This is a genomic window from Klebsiella sp. I138 (assembly GCF_051131765.1).
Taxonomy (GTDB): domain Bacteria; phylum Pseudomonadota; class Gammaproteobacteria; order Enterobacterales; family Enterobacteriaceae; genus Klebsiella.
Genome location: NZ_CP180447.1, coordinates 1,332,397 through 1,354,234, shown reverse-complemented (window position 1 = coordinate 1,354,234; position 21,838 = coordinate 1,332,397). Strand labels below are relative to the sequence as shown.

The window sequence follows — 21,838 nt, the reverse complement described above, 5'->3', positions numbered from 1 at the left end:
CGCGGCCGCCACCTGATATCTGGTCTGTCGCGCGTGCGTTGCACATCATCTGCGCTCTGAATCTTTTCCGACACTTCTCTACGAGAGTATCGCTGATACTCACGATTTTACCTGGCCAGAGATATGCCGATCAAAACCCAAACGCTTAAAGTTACTCGGCGCTGGATGCAGCGCTGACATACCGCGTTGACGATAACATCATCACTGTCACCGGTGTTGGTATCGGGAAACGTGAAAACAATAACGTCTATAAAATGACACCAGACCGATATTAATTATTCAGCGATGGACTCTTTTCAACTGAGGCTAAATAAAGGATATTTCAGTTTAACCGCAAAGCCGAACGTCAACTCAAACAGATTGTCAGCATCACCAGAGATCACTCACCATCAAGCCAACTCAGTGACGCATTTCATCGCCACAGTGACTTTATGACCAACAATGTTTAATGATAATAATTCACAAAACACGTACTACGTGGATTTTGATCCGCTACCAGCCGGCAAAAAGTTCAGAACTGGTTTGATGCGCCAATCCCCCTGCTCTTCTGGTATGCCACAGGATATCTGCCTGCCATGAGGATCTGAAGCGTAACTATCAGAACATTAATCAGTTTTTCACACTTCCCGTTGCCGGGATACTGGCGCGGGTGTCTCTATTATCGGCAAAATCAATTTTTAAACTTACGGCGCTTAAGACTTTTCCTATAAAACAGGCGATTTTGCTTAAGTGACCTGCTGCTCATTTTCATTTAAAAGCGACATTATGTTTTTTTGTAAATAAAACACAGCTTGCTTCTGGTTTATTATGTTGCATTAATTGGATTCCTCATGAGAAATCACTGTTGACGTAAATCACGAGAAAAGTTGAAATTTAACAAACCATTAAACTATTCAGGATCATTAAGATATTTCCCATGAAAATGATTGCCTTCGTTCGTATAAGTACAATGCATTAATATAAAAGGCTTTTTTATAATATGAAGTTGACTGAATAAAGAATTTTCCATCGCATTACGCATCGGCGATAAAAATATACATAACATGACTTCTTTCGTTTTGTTTTTGTACCAAAAACGAACAGATACCGTTACAACATTGTTAGTGCAATCAGTCTAAATTGATTTAGATCAAGTCTGACAACTTACAATACTTTATGTTTTTTTATACGATAAGGCCGATATAAAAATCCAATTTGATATATATTTTAAATATCAAAACACAAACCAACACACAGGAGTGACTTTAAAATAAATAAAGCCAATGACTTGAAAATTCCTATTATTGCATGTTGAGTAATGGCTGTATATGATCATTACGCAACATCGATAGTATTACCTCTTTATTTAAAGGAGTGGTTGATTATAAATCTCCAAAAGTATTGTCGATATATCATGCACCAACATCATAAAAATAGGGGATTCCATGCGTAACTATAAATATGCTCTTTCAGCATTAGCTCTGGTAATGACATCAGCAGTAATGACATCTGCCTTCGCGGTAGATGGCACTATTACTATTAATGGGCAAATTACCGATACAACCTGTACCATTTCTGTTGACGGAGGTAGTGCAGACGCAACAGTAACGTTGCCTACCGTATCTTCTTCTACTCTTGCTGCTACTGGTGCAACAGCAGGTATGACACCTTTTAATATTTCACTCAGTGGCTGCACCGGTACGTCATTAGATACCGCGCAGACCTACTTTGAACCTGGTGCATTTACTGACAGCGATACTGGCCGTTTAAATATCGACAGCAGCGTCGCGGACACCGCTCAAAATGTGCAAGTTCAGTTGTTGAATGCTGACCGTCAGCCTCTGGTTGTTGGCGCTTCTGTTGCAAACGGGCAGAATGATATCCCGGTAAGCATTGCTACTGGAAACGGTACTCTGAACTACTTTGCACAATATTATGCAACAGGTGCAAGTATTCCTGGGTCAGTGACTACTCAGGTTGATTACACAATGATTTACGAGTAAATCCAGTCGAGGGGTAAAGGCTGTGGCCTTTACCCCTTTTATAATGATGAGGTTCTTGCATGTTTAAAAAAACAATCTGTAGCATGGTTTTTGTTGCCACTGGATTAATTTCTATTTCAGCACTGGCTGATGTCGTCATTAATGGGACACGTATTATTTATAATGCTAAAGATAAAGAATCTATCGTACAACTGAAAAACAATGGAAAGAATCCCTATCTTTTGCAGCTATGGATGGACGATGGTGATGTAAAAGCAAAGCCTGGACAAAGCAAAGTCCCTTTTATCATTACGCCACCGGTTATTCGAATTGATCCAAACAAAGGACAAGCATTACGCATTATGGCTGCCAACCCTGCTCTGCCGCAGGACAGAGAAACGCTGTATTGGTTCAATATGCTTGAAGTACCACCAAAACCAACGACGATGATTCAATCAGGCAGCAATCTGATACAGCTCGCTTTTCGCACCAGGATTAAATTTTTCTATCGCCCGGACAACTTACCGCAAACGCCATTAGAGGCTTACAGAAATATCAGTTTCGAACTCCGTGGCAATACGTTAAATGTTAAAAACAGTTCCCCTTATTTCATTACCTTTAGCAGCATTGATGTTCGCAAGGCAAAAGATTCTCCGGCAGTAGCTTCTGTTGAAAAATTCCCCAGAAGAATGATCGAACCTAAAGGAGAACTTAATCTCCAGTTAACCAAAAAAAGAGCAGATAGCCTATATGGGCTCACTTTATTTTATAGCGTAATTAATGACTTTGGCGGGAATACTAAAAATGAACAGATGCTGCGAAGTCCCCAAAACTAATAGCACCCTATTTCATTTATCCCAGGTTGCACAATGTATTCTATTCTCCATCGTTTTTTCTCAGATTGCATATGCCGAACAAAATGATGATGTTATTTTCAATACGGATTTTATGCGATCAGACGTTGATGTCAGCGCTTATTCACGGGGTAACCCCGTACCCGCAGGCGAATACTCAGTAGAGCTGTATGTCAATGATCGATGGAAAGGCAGAACTAATGTCACCTTTAAGATGACAGAGGAAAAATCAACCATTGCCAAACCTTGCTTCGATCTAAATTTAGTCTCAAGTTTGGGCATTGATATTGAAAAACTAAAACCAGAAATAATAGAAAAGTTAAAATCAGAGCATGCCTGTGTACAGCCTCAGGATATCGCAGCCGATCTGGTCGCCAGCTATGATGTGTCGATGCAGCGAATTAACGTGCAATCACCTCAAATCTATTTATTACGCAATGCCCGAGGTTATGTCAGCCCGGAACTTTGGGATAATGGCATTACCGCCGCCACGCTGCAATATGACTATAACGCCTATCACTCGGAAATGTCGGGAAGTGATTCTATTTCGACGCAGTATCTGGGCCTACAAGGCGGATTTAACTGGGACGTCTGGCGACTCCGCTATCGCGGCTCTTTTAACTGGACCGACGGTCGCGGATGGAATTATGACAATGCGAATACCTACCTGGAGCGCGCTATTGTACCGCTCAAGAGCAAACTGGTTCTTGGCGAATCGTCCACCGATGGACAAGTTTTCGATAGCATCGCTTTTCGCGGTGTCATGTTGATGTCTGACGACCGGATGTATACCGATTCGCAACGCGGGTTTGCTCCCCTCATTAACGGCATTGCTAACACCAACGCTTTAGTTCGCGTTAGCCAGCGTGGGATGCGCATTTATGAATCGACGGTTCCACCGGGTCCATTTGTCATCGATGATCTCTACCCTACGGGTACCGGTGGCGATCTATTAGTGACGGTTAAAGAAGCCGATGGGAGTGAACACAGTTTCACCGTGACCTTTGCGTCGATTGCTGAACTGCTACGCCCGGGGACCACGCGCTATTCCCTGATGGGAGGCCGCTACCACAACACAACTATCAATGAAGAACCGGAAATCATGATGGGAACACTGCGTCATGGTTTTACCAACCTTATAACGGGTTATACCGGTCTGTTGGGTGGGCAGGACTATCAGTCGGCGGTGGTGGGCGTTGCCCTGAATACCGGCATTGGCGCAATATCGGCGGATATTGCGCATGCGCGAACAAAACTGTATGACGAGGCCAGTGCCGAAGGGCAAAGCATTCGTTTATCGTTTGCCAAGATATTACCCGTCACCAATACCAATATCACCCTCGCGAGCTATCGTTATTCAAGTTCGGGCTACTACGATATGAATGACGCAATGCTCTTGCGGGATTCCCAGCAGCGTTCTCATAGCGGTTATTACAGTAGCAGTATTAACCGGAAAAACCGCATTCAGCTCAGCGCTGCACAAAATCTTTCGGATACCTGGGGCAGCTTTAATATCAGCGCCAGTACTCAAGATTACTGGAACAGGAACGGGCAAGATACCGAATATCAGATAGGTTATAGCAACGGATTTAAACAGTTTACTCTCAACGTCAATGCTAACCGGACCCGCGATCTGGACACCGGTAAATGGGATAATAAAATTGCCATCGGTATCTCATTGCCGCTGGGTGAAAGTGCACGCACGGCCTATCTGAGCTCCACCTATGTTCAGGAACGCGATCATCGTGGCCTACAGAACTCCATTGCCGGCACGCTAGGTACCGATCGTCAATTTAACTACAACGCGTTCGCCAGCGTTGATCACTATAAAGACAGTGCCGACAAAAATACCGGTGGCGTCAGCGGTAACTGGACATCGCCCTGGAGCACGTTGGGTGGCAGTTTTTCTGCGGGCAATGGTTACCAGCAATACAGCATGAATATGTCGGGCGGCGCGATAGCCTGGCGTAATGGTATTGTCCTCACACCTATCATGGGCGATACGATGGCCGTCATTGAGGCTGAAAATGCCGGTGGCGCTAAAATTACCAGCAACAACAGCTTGCGTCTTGATAACAGCGGCAAGGCAGCCGTCCCCTACCTGACGCCATATCGCCAGAATACGATAGAGCTTGACCCCAAAGGTCTTTCAAATGACGTCTCACTGGATGTTACCAGCCAGAATAGTGTACCAACGGCAGGTGCCGTGGTCCTGATGAAATATAAGACCGACATCGGCCATTCAGCGCTTCTGAATATCAGTCATGGTGGCGAGGTTTTGCCTTTCGGTTCCTCTATTTTCGATGAGACTAACAATAACGTCGGATATATCACCCAGGGTGGTCAGGGTTTTGTGCGCGTGAAAAATGAATCAGGCCGGTTATATGTCCAGTGGGGTAATAATGGCAGCCAGCGCTGTTCATTTCATTATCAGATACCGCTTAAACGGACTACATCAATAAATGATATGCCACTGATTAACGCGGTCTGCCAATAAATGGAGCACAGGAATATGAACAAAATGATACGGGTAATAGGCTTGTGTTTGCTCACTTTTATTGGGCTGTGTGGGTATGCTAAGGCAGACGGTACGTGGGTGAACTGCGATCGGACTAACGGTTACTATCAATATTTCAGCTCAGCCACCGTGGAGGTCGGGAAAGATGCGCAGGTGGGCGATTTATTAGGTGGATGGCTCACATCTTCTAACCCAACGGCCTGGACATGCAAACACGTCACCTCCTACCAGGGATATACCGTGGCGATGACGGCGCAAGGCGATCCGCCATATGCAGCGACAGGAAGCACCCAGGTTGATGGGCAAACCTATACAATTTATAACACGGTAGTAAAAGCCGGCCTGGGTTATATTCTGCGCTGGCGCTACACCATCAAAGGGCAAACCAGCGACTGGTTTCCACTGACCGGTACTGTACCTGGCATATATGAAACTCCGGGGCCTTCATATAATGTCAGTTATGACAGTAGTAATCCGACCTGGAACATCGGCGTAGACGTGCAAATTCGATTTGTAAAAACGGCAACAACCTTAACTGCTGGAACAACGGGTATTTTTGATCCTATTTATATGCGTCATTATCAAACCTATGGGGCATCAAGCTTCGCAGGCTCCGGAACTTACATGATTGCCGAATTTAAATCCGGCGGTTTAAACATCTCCACCACCGGGGGAACCTGTACTACCTCAGATGTCACGGTTAATTTACCATCGGTCAGTCGTAGCGAATTTACCGGTGTTGGCTACACCACCGCGAGAACTGATTTTGATCTGGTATTTACGCAATGTCCGGCGGGATTAGCCAGTATTAGTTATTTATTTACGCCGACAACCGCTATTATCGATAATTCAATGGGCGTATTTGCTTTAAACACAACGCAGGCCACCAGTGCGAGCGGCGTGGGTATTCAATTACTCAATAACCAGAATATCCCGTTGTCATTTAATACATCTTATTTACTGACTGATTATGACTCAACCAAAAACAATGCCACGTACACAGTTCCATTACGTGCCGGGTTATATCAAACGGATAACACGGTATCTTCCGGGACAATTACCGGGGCGGCAACATTTACTTTAAGCTATAAGTGATATGGTTTGACTGGAACTGACGCTATGATTAAATTCGTTCTGGCATTTATTGTGTTATGGCTTACGTACTGCCCGATGGTCAGTTCAGCCACGTATATCAATTACACTCGTCTCATATTGAATGAAAGTGAGCGTGAGGTAACATTTAGCGTCAAAAACGAAGGCAATGGCGCAGTGTTAATGCAATTATGGACCGATCGCGATGATGTTCTGGAGAGACCTGAAAATATAAAAATGCCCTTTCTCATTCAACCACCGGTATTCAGGTTGAATGCACAAGAAGCACGAAAAGTACGGCTCCAGTTTGTTGGTAGCCCAGGCATATTGCCTGCGGACAAAGAGTCATTGTTTTGGCTGAATGTGCTTGAGGTCCCGCCAAAGCCAAATGCAAAAGATAATCGGAATGATAACTTATTGCAAGTCGCCTTTCGTACGCGCATAAAAATATTTTATCGACCTGCCAATGTTGCTAAACTCAGGCCTGAAAACGAAGTGAAGAGATTGACGTATTCGACAGTGAAATGCGGGAGTCATTATTGCATCGAGATGGCTAACCCATCACCTTTGCATTTTACCCTACTGGATATCACGTTAAATGACGGTCAACGTATAAAAGACATCCCTGACAATGGAATGATATTACCTAATGCATCAATACGTATCCCTTTGAAAAGTAACTCTACTCTGGGGACCCAGTTAGTATCATTTAACTGGGTTGATGATTACGGTGTGGGAAATGTTTTTAATAAATAATAAGGAAATTAAACATGCTCGACTTCAACGCATCAAGTCTGCGCTATAAATTTATCTACCTCACCAAAAATGTTTATGATGGTATTGCCATCAATGCAATTTTTGAAGAGTCATTACAAATGTCCAGCCTGCGCAATGATATCGGCGAAGGCATTCCATTTCATTTAATCGATAAATACATTGATTTCATTCCGTTTTCACTAAGGTTTTTTGATATCTACAGCGCCAGGAGCAAAAAATTTGAACCCGATATTATTCTGCCCGCAAAATGGCAGGAATCAAAACGGATTATGCTAACTAACGTCTTGTTTTTTGTCGATATGTACAACCCGGACCAGACATCATTTCTGCATATTTCCAGCAATAATAGTCCGAGAATAGTTAAGGAACGAATGAGCGTATTTTTAATGCACTGCGCCGCAACGATTAATCATGATAAAAAAAGACAGTGTAAGGATTTTCGTTTCACGCTTCGTGAGCAGCAGATGATCTTCCACCTGCTGGAAGGTATGAGCATAAAAGATGTTTCCCATGCACTAAAGGTTAGTGATAAGGTCATCTATCTACTCCGAAATGAACTTTCCTGTAAGTTGGGAGCGCAGCTGCAACCTTATATTTATAATAGGATCAGGCGCAATAATCACGAAGAGTACAGTCATACGGTTTAAAACGGCTGATTTATTTTAAGTACTATTTCTTTGTAAAATCCCCTCCTTTTCAGAAGGTTACAGCCAGCGCGTCGGTATTATCTTTGGGACCAGATATCAGGCGCCGCTACTTCAATTCTAGCGGCATCCTCCCTACTTTTTATCACTCATACCCGCTTAAATATTATTTACCGAACAGTAATCGGGTATATTTTTCAGAAATCGCACCACTGTGTTTGCCATCTGCGCCATAATATCGGTCTTCACGGCACAGTTTTTCCTTAATATCGCAGAAGGTTCCGCCGGTAAAGGTAAACGAAGTCGGATCAAATTTCCCCTGTGAACTCAGTCGCTGCGCTGCTTGCTTACCCAGATGTTTCTCGGTCATAGCCCGAGAAACGCCATCGGTAGCCGTCGCACAAATATACTTGTCGCACAGGACATGCGTTTCTGGTGAAAAAAGGGACGGCGGTTGTTTTGCAAATGCGGGTATTGCCGCAGCAACCAGAAAGAATGTCATGACAAAAGGCGTTGTTTTGTTATTCACTGAATAATCCTGTTAGTAAGTGCATCGCATCAACAGTTGCTGACGCTGTCCGGTTCATCACAGGATATAACCCTGCTCATGCATTTTAGCCATACTTTCCTCGCTCGAACAGACCATACCCGTTGTCAGTAATTCAAATCCGTGACGCTGGTAAAACCCGGTTTTGTCCGGTACGGAATAAATAAAAATTTTACCATAGGGTAATAATGCATTGCATATTAGCTGCATTAACTGCCGACCATAACCTTGTCCCTGTAGGCTCGGCGCCACGACCACATCAGCCAGATAGCTGCACCAGGTCAGATCGCTAATCGCTCTGGCCGCAGCGACGAGCTGCCCATTGTGAAAACCAAACCAGCAGAAAGTACTGTGACGAAAAGCCTGTTCAAGCAGCTGCGTTTCACGTTGCCCCAGCCCGCCGACGGCGATTAACTCTGCCAGTGCTGACCAGTCAATCGAGTTAAGCGCTTCTTTGCCCTGAAGAACCATCATTAAGACACTCCTTAACACTGCTCAGATTATTGTTACCCTTGACCGTATTTTTTGCTAACCGTATTGTTCTGATTCAACAGCCTTGCGGACCTGTGCCAGCGCGCTACGCAAGTGTTCGATACTCACCGAGCCGAGCGCTATTCTGATGGCCTGGGGTACCGTCTGGGCCGTACAGAATGGCTCAGCGGTTGAAACAGAAATATTATTGTTCATCAGTACCCGTACCATGCGATCCGCCCTTGCCTCATCCGCCAGAGGGAGCCATGCAAAATATGACCCCGGATGCGTGATGCAAGGAATATCCCCTAGCATTTCTCTCAACACAGATTGTCTGTGGCGCGCATCCCGCCGTTTCAGCATTTCAAAACGCGCAACGGTCCCATCCTGAATCCAGTTACATATCAGGGTTGTCTGAATAGACGGTGTATTCCAGGTTGTTGCCCGCACCGCTCTTTCCAGCGCGGAACGATGCAACTCAGGACAGATAACGGCGCCCACTCTCAGCCCGGTAGCTACATTTTTGGAAAACCCGCTGATGTAGACGGTGCGTTCCGGTGCAAAAACAGCCACCGGTGGAGGAGGACGGTTGGCCAGATAAGCATAGGCCGCATCTTCAATAATCAGAAGATCATGAGTGCGGGCAATCTCTGCCAGCGTTTTTCGCTGCCGTTGGCTCAGCACCCATCCCAGAGGATTATGCAACGTGGGCATGGTGTATACCGCGCGCACATCTCTTTTTTGGCACAGCCGATTCAGTGCGGCAAAGTCCGGGCCATCGGCCAGTGACGGAATGGCAATCAGTTCGAGATGAAATAACGCAGCCAGCGCCTTAAAACCGGGATAGGTGAGCGCATCAACGGCAACAATATCGCCAGGCCTGAGCAGGCCCATCACCGTAATTGCCAGCCCGTGTTGTGCGCCGTTCACGATAATGACGTTCTCCGCCACGGGATGAAAGCGGTTCCCGGAAAAATGCCCGGCAATAATCTCGCGCTCGTTGAGTCTGCCGGCATGAGGCTGGTAACGTAAATGTGATTCAATGTCGCCAGCCGTGGCAATCCGGCGCAGCGCATCACGCAATACATCACCCTGCCCGGATAACGTCGGATAATTAAAGTTCAAATCAAGGACATCGGCGGCAACAAATTGCTGGTCGATCCCATGACCAGGCGGCAGCGAAATTTCCCTGACGAATGTCCCTCGCCCGGTTTCCCCACTAACCAGTCCCATCGCATCCAGCTCCGCATAAACTCGGGTCGCCGTTGCCAGAGAAATATGCTCCTTTGCGGACAGTTCCCGATGAGTCGGCAGACGCGTTCCCGGTGCAATACCACCAGAGCGAATCACTGCGGCGAACCGGTCAACAATGGCTTTATAGCGGGCTTTCATCAAATGTATCCATGACAATAATTTGATTGTATTAGATTGTATTAGATTCGTGAGATTACCATCGGCCTCACAGATGCTCAAGCCTGGGCGCTCCCGTACTCTGAGGTGATTGTGGTGAATTTCATAGCGTGTAAAACAGAATCGGGCTCTATTGCCGGCTGGCTAAATGGTGTGTTGGGCGTGGTGATTTTCAGCGGTTCGTTACCCGCAACGCGCATTGCGGTACTCGATATGGACCCATTCTTTCTGACGTTCCTCCGGGCATCCATAGCCGGAATCCTGGCCATGATGCTCATCTTTGGATTTCGTGAAAAACGTCCGCAGGCGGCACACCTTTTGCCATTGATACTCGTATCACTCGGTGTAATTGTGGGCTTCCCGTTGCTGACGGCAATGGCGTTACGGCACGTGACGTCGGCGCATTCCATCGTCTTCCTCGGTCTGTTACCGTTGGCTACGGCGATTTTTGGCGTGATTCGCGGCGGTGAACGTCCAAAGCCCCTCTTCTGGTTTTTCTCGCTGATGGGGAGCCTGCTGGTTATGGGATTTGCGTTATCCCAAAGAGGAAACGTATCGCTGACCGGAGACTTGCTAATGCTTGCGGCCGTCATCGTTTGTGGTCTGGGCTACGCGGAAGGAGCAAAGCTGACCCGTGTTCTGGGCGGTTGGCAGGTGATCAGTTGGGCATTGATTATTTCACTGCCCTTTATGCTGGCGGCATCAGTTATAACCCTGCCTGATTCTTTAACTCAAATTCGTACTCCGGCCTGGATAGCGCTGGGATATGTCTCAGTATTTAGCATGCTGATTGGCTTTATTTTCTGGTACAAAGGATTGGCCATCGGCGGCATCGCCGCCGTTGGTCAGCTGCAATTATTGCAGCCATTCCTGGGGCTGGCGCTCTCGGCAACGTTGCTGCATGAAGCCGTCAACCCCTTGATGATGCTGATCACGCTGGGCGTTATTTTGTGCGTAATGGGCTCACGAAAATTTGCCCGGTAAAACACACGTTCAACTCCGGTATTCATGGTATGAAGAGGAATCGATGATATTTAAAGGGCTGTGCGCGTTTCCGCTGACTCCACTCGTGCAGGGTGAAATCGAAGAAAAATCATTCACGGCGTTAATAGAGCGTCTGGCAGATGCTGGCGTACATTCCATTGGGGCGTTGGGTTCCACCGGAAGTTATGCTTACCTGACGCGTGAGCAGCGATTCAGGGCAACAAAGCTGGCGGTAGAGGCGGCGGGTGATACGCCGGTCATGACCAGTATTGGCCACGTCAGTGCGGAAGAAGTGCTGCGCCTGGCCGATGATGCCCAGAAAGCCGGCGTAAAGGGCGTTTTGCTGGCGCCACTGGCCTATCAGAAGCTGAGCTTAGATGAGGTATTCAGGCTGTATGAGCGCGTGACCGGTGAATTATCTGTTCCGCTTTGCATCTATGACAACCCGGCGACGACCGGTTTTGAGTTCACAGATGAATTGTTGATCGCGCTATCCGGCCTGAACCACATTGGGTCGATTAAACTCGGTGATTTCCCGACGGACAGGAAGAGTGCGGAGGAGCGCGTCAGCAGGCTGAAAAACCGGGTAGCCGAGAGCGTTACAATCGGGATCAGCGGCGACGCCAGATCCGCTATGGGAATGCTTGCCGGCTGTGATATCTGGTATTCAGTGCTGGCCGGTCTTTTCCCCCTCAACGCCCTTGCTTTGTCCACTGCGGCGTTGCTCGGGGATGAAAACGAAACATATCGGCTGAATACAGCGCTTGAACCACTGTGGCCATTTTATCATCGCCACGGGAGTCTGCGGGTGATTGCCACCCTCGCGGAGCTGACCGGTGCTGTACCCACTCCTTGTTTGCCCTTCCCACTACAAACGTTGACAGGTGAGGAGCGCACATTGCTTCAGGGGACGCTGGAAACCTTGCCGTTACGGGTATGAAAGGTGCCGTCTGGTGGCAGGTTGACACAACAGACTCCGGCTGGAACAACGCACGGTTCTTAACTACCCTGAATAATTCACCCCCTGGCTCAAATACCCCAGGTTTATCCCCGTTGAACAAAAGGCGCCTCAATGAGTGATGTCAACATTATTGCCACCCTTACCCCCTTCCCGGAATTTATCGATACGATCCGTCATGCTGCCAGGGCAATGGTCTCCCCTACACATCAGGAAGCGGGATGCCTGCAATACGACCTGCACGAAAGTCACGCGATTCCTGATGTCCGCGACCTCAGCAACCGGGGTAACGTATCGTTTATCTTTATCGAGCGCTGGAAATCGGAGGACGATTTGAAAAAACATGTCGCCATGCCCTATCACGATGATTTTCTGGAGATTCTGGATGGCAAGCTGGAAAGCCTGAACGTGCAGCGATTGACTAAACTGTAAACCCGTTCGTTTTGTAGAAGAATACCGGCGGTCCGGGCTGAGTAAGGTAACAACACATGCACAGAGGCCCGAACGGCCTCTTGCGCATGATACCCGCTCAAGGGGGAAATCAGCATCCGACGTACGTCGGAAACGCGGGATTACCAGGCTTCAGGTTCCCGCAGCATATGGACAATATTGCAGGGATTCATAATCCATCCCCCTTTAAACCCCTCCGGTAAGGGTTCAACGGCGTCGCAGCGGACCACGCCCTGGCGGGCTACATACTTTTCCGTTGCGATAAAATCTGGCGTGAATAGCTCAAGCCAGACTTCCGCCTGGCTCAGGGCTGGTGCTTCATCGATCCACAGCCGGTTTGGGCCAAGGATAAAACCGGTAGCGGGCGCTTTATCCGTAATCTCCGGCAATCTGAGCGTCTGCCGGTAAAAATCAACCGTCTGTTGGTACTGGTGCGAGGGAACTTTCATCGCAATATCAATTCCCCCCTTAATGTCAGGATCCATCAGGCATGACCTCACTTCTTGGGATAAACAGTGCCCGGAAATACGGTACGGCCGTCACTCCGGGGAAGAAGTGTGAGTATAGCCCACCGTCAGATCCTCATTCTCAGCCCCTATTCACCTTTCACCACCCGTCGCCGATAGCAGTCCTGCGGTGCCAGCGTTTTGCCCCCGGCGGAGCGAACTTCGAGCGGTAACAGCTCCTGATTCGCGGCCTTATCCAGTAATACCGAGTGCACCCCGCCTTGCTCAAACATATAGCGCTCCCCCCACTGCCGCATGGCTACCACAATGGGGAATGCGGCGCGACCGCGCTCGGTAAGCACGTACTCTTTGTAAGCGCTACCGTCGGACGCCGGGCATATTTCGAATACCCCCAAAGCGACCAACTGCTTCAGGCGTAACGCGAGAATGTTTTTTGCCAGGCCGAGGTTTTTTTGAAATTCGCTGAAGCGCCGGACATCGTCAAAGGCTTCACGAATGATCATCATGCACCAGCGCTCGCCAATTGCCTCCAGGGTCCTGGCGACAGGGCATTCACCGTCGGTAAGGGATTTCTGCTTTGCCATTCGCCACCACCTTCATGCATTGCGTGAATTGAACTGCAACCAGAATAATCGCAATCAAAATCGGTTGCAAAAAAAAACCATCACTGATAAAAATCGCCAATCTGGTTTTTAAAAGAAACCAAAATCTCAACAGGAAATTATCATGAAGACGAAGCCTGGCCTGAAAGAGGAAATAGCATTAGCGTACAGCGCAGCGGATACTGACCGGGCAGAACCACGGTTAACTCCCTGGCTCACCTTTTTGTTTGCACTCACCGCGGCGCTGGCCGTCGCTAACGTCTATTTTGCGCAACCTCTGCTGGATTCAATGGCGGCAAGCATGCACGTACAGCCCGGGGCGATCGGATTTGTGGTCACCATGACCCAGGTTGGCTATGCGGTAGGTCTGCTGTTTATTGTGCCGCTCGGCGATCTCGTTAACCGCAAATATCTGGCGATCGCCCAGCTAATACTGCTGGCGAGTGCGTTGACGATCGCGGGGTTGTCACAGCGCTGGTTGATGTTCCTCGGTGCCATGGCAGTTGTCGGGATCATGGCGGTCGTCGTGCAGATCGTGGTGGCTTACACCGCTTCGTTAGCCGCCCCGACTCAACGCGGCAAAGCGGTGGGAATAGTCACCAGCGGCGTAGTGCTGGGTATCCTCCTGGCGCGCCTTACTTCGGGCGTCATTGCCGATCTTGCCGGATGGCGCGCGGTGTATCTGAGCGCAGCCAGCCTGATGTTGCTGCTGGCCGGCGTACTTTCTCAAGCGATCCCTGCCCCCCGGAAAAAACCCATGGAAGGTACTTACCGGACGCTAATGGCTTCGGTTTTCCACTTGCTGATGACAGAGCAGACGCTGCGTGTCAGAGGGGTCTTTGCCCTGCTGATTTTTGCCGCATTCAGCATATTGTGGACCGCCATGGTATTGCCCCTCAGCGCTCAATCGCTTTCACACACGCAGATCGGTTTGTTTGGCCTGGCGGGTATTGCCGGTGCTCTGGCCGCATCAAAGGCCGGACGTTGGGCTGACCAGGGCGCCGGCCAGCGCGTCACTGGCATTGCGTTGGCATTACTGCTCTTTTCCTGGGTCTTTATTGCCAGGGCCGAAACTTCCCTGCTGCTGCTGGTCCTCGGGGTCATTTTGCTGGATTTCGCCGTTCAGGCGGTCCACGTGACTAACCAGAGCCTGATATTTGCTGCCAGACCTGACGCGCAAAGTCGCCTGGTCGGCGCGTATATGTGCTTTTACTCAGCAGGCAGCGCGCTCGGTGCCGTGGTGGCCACACAATGCTATGCCTTGTGGGGTTGGTATGCGGTGTGTTGGGCGGGCGCGGGTATCAGCGCGGCGGCGCTGATTTTCTGGCTGGCATTACAGAAAAAATAACCGTCCGTCTACGTTTGTGGGCGAGTGGCCAGCGCGAGATAGGCCGCGACAGTGCTGCCTGGCTCAACGGTGCGACCGATGATCACCAGATTCGCCATGACTTCCGGAGTGCTGAGCCGGCGATAGACCAGGCCGGGAATTGTCACCTGCTGCAACGGCGCAGGAATCAGCGCCAACCCCAGGCCAGCGGCGGCAATCGCCAGTACGCTCAGAGTGCTCCCCGAACGGTGAGCAATGCGCAGTTGGTTCCCCAGCATCTGGCCCAGCATCAGATAAAGGCGCTCGTGATTATCGTGAGTGTCGTGCAGAATCAAAGGCTCTCCGGCAAGCATATCCACCGTTAATTGCGCATGAGCGGTCAGGGGATGATCGTCTGCCAGCGCCACCATCATCTCCCAGCGACCAGCCTGATGCGTGGTGATAGCCGGCGTGCTGGTTGTACTATTATCTGGCGTATAGCCAATATCCAGCTGCCCGGCAAGAATTGCCGCGACCTGCTGCTGGGCACCGATCTCCTCAACCAGTACCTCCGCATCCGGATAGCGCTTTCGGAACTGACGCAGGTCGTTAATCATCTTTCCGCTGAAGATAGCATTGCCGGCAAACCCTACCCGAACGCGGCCCGTTTCACCGCGCAAGGAACGCTCAACGGTCAGACGGGTATGTGCGACCTGGTCCAGCGTACGCTGCGCCTCCGCCTGCAGGAGTTTTCCGGCGTCGGTGAGAACGACACGGCGACTGGTGCGAATAAACAGCGCCCCGCCCAGTTCCGTTTCCAGCGCTTTGATCTGCATGCTTAATGCGGGCTGCACAATATTCAGCCGCTCGGCCGCGCGCCCGAAATGCCCTTCTTCTGCCACGGCCAGAAAATAACGTAGATGGCGTAGTTCCATACGTCCCTCCATTCATCATCTAAAATGATTGTTCAGTCAGATCTATCTATTTGAGTTTAACTCTGGCGATCTGCAAACTGAAGGCCGTTAACTTACAGGAGCTCACGTTATGCACAATCAACAACAAGACCGTCAACAACTCAACGATCTGGTCAATGGCTGGATGCATCGCGACCTCAGCGAATGGGCGGCGTTACGCAATCTGTTCCACCCCGATGGCACGATAGAAATTACCTGGTTTGAAGGGCTGGCAAGCGATTTTGTCGAAGGTTCCATGCGCATGGGGGAATCCGACCTGCGCACGAAACATCTTATTGGTACGCCCGTCATCACCTTCAGCACCAACGGGAGCAAAGCGATTCTTGAAACTAACGCCATGATTATCGCTGAGAATGTCAAACTCAACCTGGGCTGCGAGTGTCATAACCGCTTTTACGATCTGGCGGAAAAAAGAGACGGGGAGTGGAAATTGTTCCATCGTCAGAGCGTTTACGATATGGGCACCTTTACCTTTCCGCTGGGCCCGATCGACATCGATCAATCCGTGGCGAAGAAGTACCCGCGGGAATATGCTTCGCTGGCTTATCTGCTTGAGCAGAGCGGTTTTCCGCTGGGACGGATATTTGCTACCCGCGGCAGTGAACTGGAAGCGAAGATGAAAGCCGAAGCAAAACGCTGGCTACAGGCCTGAGTGAAATATCCGCAATATTAGGTTCGATTTTTACCACAAATCCGTGATATGTATAAGAAAGTGGCTTTCATAGCCCTCATTGATTCTTTGGCTTATCACCCTGGTGACGACCCTACCCTCGACCACTGGCCTTGACCGGACGCGGGATGACTCGCAGGCCAGATGCGTAAGCCCCTACTTTAGCAACGCACAGGATCTCAAAATAATGACGCAAAGGGAAAGACTCGCCGGTGGCTACCTGTATACCGATATGGGTGAAGGGATGCCAGAGGAGCGGCTACGAGGCAAAACGCTGGCTTATGAATTTAACCATACATCGCCCGCTGAACCGGAAAAACGCGTGGCGCTAATCCGTCAGCTGATGGGCCGCACCGGGAAGAACGTATGGATTGAACCCCCGCTGCACGTGGCCTACGGCAGTCAGATAAGCATCGGTGATAACTTCTACGCCAATTTTAATCTGGTGGTTGTCGATGATGGCAAGGTGATTATCGGTAATAACGTCATGATTGCCCCCAACGTCACGATCTCGACCACCGGGCACCCGATTGACCCGACGATCCGCATCACCGGTCAGCAGTTTTCACAAACCGTCACGCTGGAAGACAATGTCTGGATTGGCAGCGGCGCGATCATTAACCCTGGCGTGACCATCGGGCGCAACAGCGTGATTGGTGCCGGCAGCGTGGTAACGAAAGATATTCCTGCCGACGTCGTGGCCGCCGGCGTTCCCTGCCGGGTACTGCGCCCCATCGGCGAGCAAGACCGGCAGAATGCGCTGGCGGGTTTACCGCAGCCGGTCGCGGACACGGAGTAAAACCCGTTGGAAGTGCAGAACAGGAGCGGAAGATGTCGGTTAACACAGCGCGAGATGCCCAGGAAATCCTGAGATTCTGGTTTGACGAAACCGCACCCGAACGCTGGTTTTGCGCAAACGAGCGTTTTGATGAGCAAATTCGCGGCCGTTTTGTTGACTGGCATCAGGCTGCCGTCCGTGGGGAGCTGGCCGACTGGCGCACCAGTGCCTCCGGCCGGCTTGCGGAAATCATCGTGCTCGATCAGTTCTCTCGCAATTTGTTTCGCAACAGCCCGCTTTCGTTTGCCGCCGACGGTATGGCGCTGGTCCTGGCGCAGGAGCTGGTCAAACAGCCCGACTTCGACCCGCTTCCCATTGAAAGACGCGATTTTGCGCTACTGCCCTTCATGCATTCGGAATCCGCGCGCATCCACGACGCCGCACTCGTCCTTTACCGACGCTACGCGAGCAGACGCTCGCTCAGCGCAGAAATACAGCACAAGCAGGTAATTGACCAGTTTGGCCGCTATCCGTATCGCAACCAGGCGCTTGGCAGAATATCAACGCCGGAAGAGCGCCGTTGGCTTAATCAGCAACGCTAGCTCTGCCCGGGTGACCGGTCCAGGGCATCATTCAAAGCGGCTCGGCCCAATCGGACATGCGACTTGAGGATCTGATAACCAGATCCGGCATCTGGCCACGGCTGCCAGAGACGTTTTGCCCGGCCAGCACCGCAAACAGTAGCGTCACCGCCTGGCGGGCAATCTCATCCAGATGCATATTTACCGAGGTGAGTGGCGGCTGAGATTCCCGGGCGCGAATACCGTCGTAACGGGTGGCTATGCGCATCCTCTGAGGGATCGCGGTCGCTGTTTCATGAAAGGCGCGAACCGCCCCGCTGGCAAACGTGTCGACCAGCACCAGCAGGCCATCGACCGCGGGATTATCCTGCAGGAGTTGACGAGCGGCCTGATAGCCGGCGGTTTCTCCCTCTTCTTCATTAAGATAATAGATGACGGGTACCTGCCGGGATTCACACCACAGTTGGTAGGCGGCTTGCGTTTCCAACGTTGAGGCCCGACGCGTTGTGCCGACAAAAAGCGCACATTGTTTTGCGCCTTGCATTTGCAGGTGCGTCAGTAGCAGCGTAGCCGTTGCCGATGAATGCAGATCTACCCACGGAACCGGCGTGGGCGTACCCGGCGTACGACCAATAGTGATGCAGGGTATGCCGGCCTGCTCCAACGCCCGTAGCTGAGGGTCATTTTCCGCGGGTTCAAGCAAAATCGCGGCGTCAAACGTCACCATATCCAGTGGGTTCTTTCCCGGCGGGACCAGGATCAGCGCGTGCTGCTTCTCCAGCGCCATAATCGCCGCTGTGAGCGCAATTTCCATCATAAAGCCCAGTTTTGACGCCCCGGAAGCAATCGTCAGCGGCAGAGAAGAGAGAAGCGCAATCGTATTGGTTTTCCCGGTGCGCAGTTGGCGCGCGCGGATATTAGGGGTGTAGTTGAGCGCCTGAATCGCCTCCTCGATCCGCCGCCGGGTCTCAGGCTCAACAAAGCGGGTATTGTGCAACGCATTGGAGACGGTCCCTGGCGACACGCCCGCGTAACGGGCTACGTCGATGAGTTTTGCGCGTTTTTTTTCGTGAACAGACATAGTCCTGGCGTTCCCTGGGATTTTACGCTCAGGTTAGCACATTTCCAGGGTATGAATTTCCGCACTATGACATAACGAAATCATATTAAAAAAGTGCCGTTCCTCCATAGCTCTGAAACGACCATTCCTATCTAATGTTTCTTCATTAAAACGTTTTAATGAACAATTTTTACGGCAAATCGGTTTTTCAGGAGGCTACGTGGCACACTTATCTCAGGATCCTGCTTTTACCCTCGGGCGCCGCCCGAGCGGCTTAACGTTCGCCAACAGGGAGAAAAGCTTTGGCGGCTATACCCTTTTCGCTCCGCAGACGGCGGAGGGCCGGGTCTATCTGATCGATGAGCAGGGAGAAGTGGCGCACCAGTGGCAGCTTCCGGTACGCGCCGGGCGCGATGCGGTGCTGCTGCCCAACGGAAACCTGGGTTATAACGGGAGCCATCGTACTTCGGCGAATCTCTACCCGGCCTGGGATCTCTGGCACGGCGGCGATTTCTATGAAGTCACGCCCGATAACGAGGTGGTGTGGCATTACGAAGATATATTTCATCATCACGACGCGCAGTGGCTGGAAAATGGTCATCTGCTGTACACCGCAGCCGCGCCACTGCCGGCGGAGATAGCAGCCCGAATCACCGGCGGTGACCCGCGCCGCGATGCGCCAGATGGCATCATTCAGAGCGATGTCGTCAAAGAGGTCAACCGCGATGGCGAAGTCGTATGGGAATGGCGCGCCTGGGAGCATCTGGCGCCGGAAGATTATCCGATACATACGATCTTCGACCGTCGCCACTGGCCGATGATCAACGGTTTGTCCGTCACTCATGATGGCCTGGTGCTGATGAGCCTGCGCACCACCTCCGGTGTCATTGCGGTAGAAAAAGAGAATGGCAGCGTTGTCTGGCATGCGGGTCCGGATATTGTCGCCCAGCAACATACCCCGGTCGAGATGGCGAATGGCACCATTCTGGTATTCGATAATGGCAATCTGCGCCAGGGCGTGACCTCCCCGCACTCAACGGTGCTGGAGTTCGACCCGCGCACGCAGGCTATCACCTGGCAATACCGCGATATTTTCCCGCCCGCCTTTTTCTCGCCCTACATGGGAAGCGCTCAGCGTCTGGCGAACGGCAATACCTTTATCTGTGAATCGGCATTTGGCCGCCTGTTCGAAGTGACGCCGCAGGGCGAAACGGTATGGGAATACATCATTCCCTTCTTCAACACCTACCCGGAACATCTTAGTCAGGGCATTATCCCTGGCCAGCAGAACAGCGCGTTCCGCGCGCACCGCTATGCTGCCGACGCAGTACCCTGGTTGAAATAACCGTTCTCCGTCGGCCCACGCCGACGGCTACTTTTTGACCTCTTTGGGAGGCATTTATGTCGCGTTCTGGCTCGAACATATCTGATAACGAAGCCCTGTCCTGGCAAACCCGGCTGCTGCTCGCGCTTCAGCATGTCCTGGTGGTGGCCGCAACGCCAATCACCGCCGTATTTCTTATCGCCCAGGCGCTGCATTTTAGCGATGCCGTCACGACGTCGCTGCTGAGCGCGACCTTTTTGATGTGCGGCCTGGGGGCGATACTGCAAAGCCTCGGTATCGGCAACGTCGGCGCTCGGCTGCCTTTTATTATGGTGCCGGGCGGCGCGCCAATTGCCATTTTCATCGCGATTGCGTTACAGACCTCTATTCAGACGGCGATTGGTGCAGTCATCTTAACGTCGTTGTTTTACTTTATTGCCCTGCCCGTTTTCCGCCGTTTCCTCCACCATTTCCCGCCATTTATCATCGGAATTATGCTGTTGATGGTCTCCATTAACCTTATTCGTTTGTACGGCGGACTGATTATCGGGCAACCAGGCAGCGGTCATTTTGCACAGCCAACCAACATTATTCTGGCGCTGGCGACCATGCTGATTACGCTTATCTTCGCCCTCGCATTTACCGGGATCCTCCGTCAGCTGTCGGTGATGTTTGGCTTACTGGCCGGCACCCTGCTGGGCGTGGCACTGGGCAGTACCGATTTCAGCCAGGTCAGCAACGGGCCACTGTTTAGCCTGCCGCAGCTATTCCCGTTCGGCTGGCCCGTTTTTAATCTCACCGCGTCGCTACCGTTACTGATCTACGCTGTTATCTCAATGGCTGAGGCCGCCGGGCAAACGATGGCTACCGCGGAGATCGTCAACTCGACGCAGGATGTGCGCAAGGCAATCCCCCGGACGATTCGCGGTGACGCCATTATTTCGCTGCTGGGCGGGATGTTTGGTACTTCGCTGATCATTACCTCGGGGGAAAATATCGGGGTGGTGCGTACCACCAACGTCCGCTCCCGCCACGTCACGGCAATGGCGGGACTGCTGCTGATCATGATAGCACTGCTTTCCCCACTGGTTCGCCTTGCCACCTGCCTCCCTGGGCCGGTAGTTTGCGGTACGGCGGTGATTGTTTTTAGTATCATCGGCGTTATCGGCATCGATATGATTGCCCGCGAACCGCTGCATACGCCGGGGAAAACCTACGCATTAGCCACCGGTCTGGCGATGGGAATGCTGCCGATTCTCATCCCTGGGTTGTATCAGAATTTCCCGTCAGTGGTGCAGATGCTACTGGGCAATGGTATGGCGGCCGGCACCCTGACCGCTATCATCGTCAATTCGCTCTTTATAGTGAGCGAAAAACGGGTTACTGCCCGGGTAAAGCATTAGGTCGCGC

Annotated in this window: 22 protein-coding genes; 15 read left to right on the top strand and 7 right to left on the bottom strand. The window is 50.9% G+C overall.

Annotation, left to right across the window (positions count from 1 at the left end; genetic code table 11):
* Positions 1-1,424 precede the first annotated feature (1,424 nt).
* The 6 genes from ACMYSK_RS06305 to ACMYSK_RS06280 are packed head-to-tail and all read left to right on the top strand — an operon-like array spanning position 1,425 to position 7,849.
* Positions 1,425-1,982: a fimbrial protein gene (locus ACMYSK_RS06305; protein ID WP_434641106.1), complete on the top strand. Its 558-nt coding sequence runs from the start codon at positions 1,425-1,427 to the stop codon at positions 1,980-1,982.
* Between the two features lie 59 nt (positions 1,983-2,041).
* Positions 2,042-2,797, top strand: coding sequence for a fimbria/pilus periplasmic chaperone (locus tag ACMYSK_RS06300; RefSeq protein WP_434641104.1), 756 nt, complete (start codon positions 2,042-2,044; stop codon positions 2,795-2,797).
* Positions 2,766-5,312 (top strand): fimbria/pilus outer membrane usher protein, encoded by a 2,547-nt coding sequence (locus ACMYSK_RS06295; protein ID WP_434641102.1) that lies wholly within the window; start codon positions 2,766-2,768, stop codon positions 5,310-5,312. The genes ACMYSK_RS06300 and ACMYSK_RS06295 overlap by 32 nt, the downstream gene beginning before the upstream one ends.
* Positions 5,313-5,327: 15 nt before the next feature.
* Positions 5,328-6,428, top strand: coding sequence for a fimbrial protein (locus tag ACMYSK_RS06290; RefSeq protein ID WP_434641100.1), 1,101 nt, complete (start codon positions 5,328-5,330; stop codon positions 6,426-6,428).
* Between the two features lie 24 nt (positions 6,429-6,452).
* Positions 6,453-7,181 carry a fimbrial biogenesis chaperone gene (locus ACMYSK_RS06285; RefSeq protein WP_434641098.1) on the top strand — a complete coding sequence of 243 codons (729 nt, stop codon included), beginning with the start codon at positions 6,453-6,455 and terminating at the stop codon, positions 7,179-7,181.
* Between the two features lie 14 nt (positions 7,182-7,195).
* Positions 7,196-7,849 (top strand): helix-turn-helix transcriptional regulator, encoded by a 654-nt coding sequence (locus tag ACMYSK_RS06280; protein WP_434641096.1) that lies wholly within the window; start codon positions 7,196-7,198, stop codon positions 7,847-7,849.
* A gap of 163 nt (positions 7,850-8,012) precedes the next feature.
* On the opposite strand, the gene ACMYSK_RS06275 is transcribed toward ACMYSK_RS06280, so the two are convergent.
* The 3 genes from ACMYSK_RS06275 to ACMYSK_RS06265 form a co-directional block, all read right to left on the bottom strand.
* Positions 8,013-8,348, bottom strand: a complete 336-nt coding sequence (locus tag ACMYSK_RS06275) for a YcgJ family protein (protein WP_434643934.1) — start codon at positions 8,346-8,348, stop codon at positions 8,013-8,015.
* A gap of 84 nt (positions 8,349-8,432) precedes the next feature.
* Complete coding sequence (locus ACMYSK_RS06270) at positions 8,433-8,867, bottom strand: GNAT family N-acetyltransferase (RefSeq protein ID WP_434641095.1); 435 nt, start codon at positions 8,865-8,867, stop codon at positions 8,433-8,435.
* Between the two features lie 54 nt (positions 8,868-8,921).
* On the bottom strand, positions 8,922-10,256 hold the full coding sequence (locus ACMYSK_RS06265; RefSeq protein WP_434641093.1) for a PLP-dependent aminotransferase family protein: 1,335 nt from the start codon (positions 10,254-10,256) through the stop codon (positions 8,922-8,924).
* Positions 10,257-10,367: 111 nt separating this feature from the next.
* On the opposite strand from ACMYSK_RS06265, the gene ACMYSK_RS06260 reads away from it, so the two are divergent.
* The 3 genes from ACMYSK_RS06260 (at position 10,368) to ACMYSK_RS06250 (ending at position 12,648) form a co-directional block, all read left to right on the top strand.
* A complete protein-coding gene (locus tag ACMYSK_RS06260; RefSeq protein WP_434643931.1) occupies positions 10,368-11,258 on the top strand; it encodes a DMT family transporter in 891 nt (296 codons plus the stop codon).
* Positions 11,259-11,304: 46 nt separating this feature from the next.
* On the top strand, positions 11,305-12,198 hold the full coding sequence (locus ACMYSK_RS06255; RefSeq protein WP_434643928.1) for a dihydrodipicolinate synthase family protein: 894 nt from the start codon (positions 11,305-11,307) through the stop codon (positions 12,196-12,198).
* Between the two features lie 132 nt (positions 12,199-12,330).
* Complete coding sequence (locus tag ACMYSK_RS06250) at positions 12,331-12,648, top strand: putative quinol monooxygenase (protein WP_434641091.1); 318 nt, start codon at positions 12,331-12,333, stop codon at positions 12,646-12,648.
* A 140-nt stretch (positions 12,649-12,788) separates the two neighbouring features.
* On the opposite strand, the gene ACMYSK_RS06245 is transcribed toward ACMYSK_RS06250, so the two are convergent.
* Together ACMYSK_RS06245 and ACMYSK_RS06240 are read right to left on the bottom strand one after the other, a co-directional pair.
* Positions 12,789-13,151, bottom strand: a complete 363-nt coding sequence (locus ACMYSK_RS06245) for a hypothetical protein (protein ID WP_434641089.1) — start codon at positions 13,149-13,151, stop codon at positions 12,789-12,791.
* A gap of 110 nt (positions 13,152-13,261) precedes the next feature.
* Complete coding sequence (locus tag ACMYSK_RS06240; RefSeq protein WP_434643925.1) at positions 13,262-13,636, bottom strand: winged helix-turn-helix transcriptional regulator; 375 nt, start codon at positions 13,634-13,636, stop codon at positions 13,262-13,264.
* Positions 13,637-13,859: 223 nt separating this feature from the next.
* On the opposite strand from ACMYSK_RS06240, the gene ACMYSK_RS06235 reads away from it, so the two are divergent.
* A complete protein-coding gene (locus ACMYSK_RS06235; protein WP_434641087.1) occupies positions 13,860-15,083 on the top strand; it encodes an MFS transporter in 1,224 nt (407 codons plus the stop codon).
* An 8-nt stretch (positions 15,084-15,091) separates the two neighbouring features.
* Here ACMYSK_RS06235 and ACMYSK_RS06230 read toward each other — a convergent pair whose 3' ends face one another.
* A complete protein-coding gene (locus ACMYSK_RS06230; RefSeq protein ID WP_434641085.1) occupies positions 15,092-15,976 on the bottom strand; it encodes a LysR substrate-binding domain-containing protein in 885 nt (294 codons plus the stop codon).
* Between the two features lie 109 nt (positions 15,977-16,085).
* Here ACMYSK_RS06230 and ACMYSK_RS06225 point away from each other — a divergent pair, with 109 nt between their 5' ends.
* The 3 genes from ACMYSK_RS06225 (at position 16,086) to ACMYSK_RS06215 (ending at position 18,065) form a co-directional block, all read left to right on the top strand.
* Positions 16,086-16,667, top strand: a complete 582-nt coding sequence (locus ACMYSK_RS06225; protein ID WP_434641083.1) for a nuclear transport factor 2 family protein — start codon at positions 16,086-16,088, stop codon at positions 16,665-16,667.
* Positions 16,668-16,872: 205 nt separating this feature from the next.
* The gene (locus ACMYSK_RS06220; protein ID WP_434641082.1) at positions 16,873-17,484 is read left to right on the top strand and encodes a maltose acetyltransferase domain-containing protein; all 612 of its coding nucleotides are present in this window, start codon (positions 16,873-16,875) and stop codon (positions 17,482-17,484) included.
* Positions 17,485-17,516: 32 nt separating this feature from the next.
* Positions 17,517-18,065 carry a DUF924 family protein gene (locus tag ACMYSK_RS06215; RefSeq protein WP_434641081.1) on the top strand — a complete coding sequence of 183 codons (549 nt, stop codon included), beginning with the start codon at positions 17,517-17,519 and terminating at the stop codon, positions 18,063-18,065.
* A 31-nt stretch (positions 18,066-18,096) separates the two neighbouring features.
* Here ACMYSK_RS06215 and ACMYSK_RS06210 read toward each other — a convergent pair whose 3' ends face one another.
* A complete protein-coding gene (locus tag ACMYSK_RS06210) occupies positions 18,097-19,125 on the bottom strand; it encodes a LacI family DNA-binding transcriptional regulator (protein ID WP_434641079.1) in 1,029 nt (342 codons plus the stop codon).
* A 199-nt stretch (positions 19,126-19,324) separates the two neighbouring features.
* Between ACMYSK_RS06210 and ACMYSK_RS06205 the strand changes: the two genes are divergently transcribed.
* Entirely contained in the window at positions 19,325-20,449 is a 1,125-nt protein-coding gene (locus ACMYSK_RS06205) for an aryl-sulfate sulfotransferase (RefSeq protein WP_434641077.1), read from the top strand.
* Between the two features lie 56 nt (positions 20,450-20,505).
* Entirely contained in the window at positions 20,506-21,831 is a 1,326-nt protein-coding gene (locus ACMYSK_RS06200; RefSeq protein ID WP_434641075.1) for a uracil-xanthine permease family protein, read from the top strand.
* The last annotated feature ends 7 nt before the right edge of the window (positions 21,832-21,838 follow it).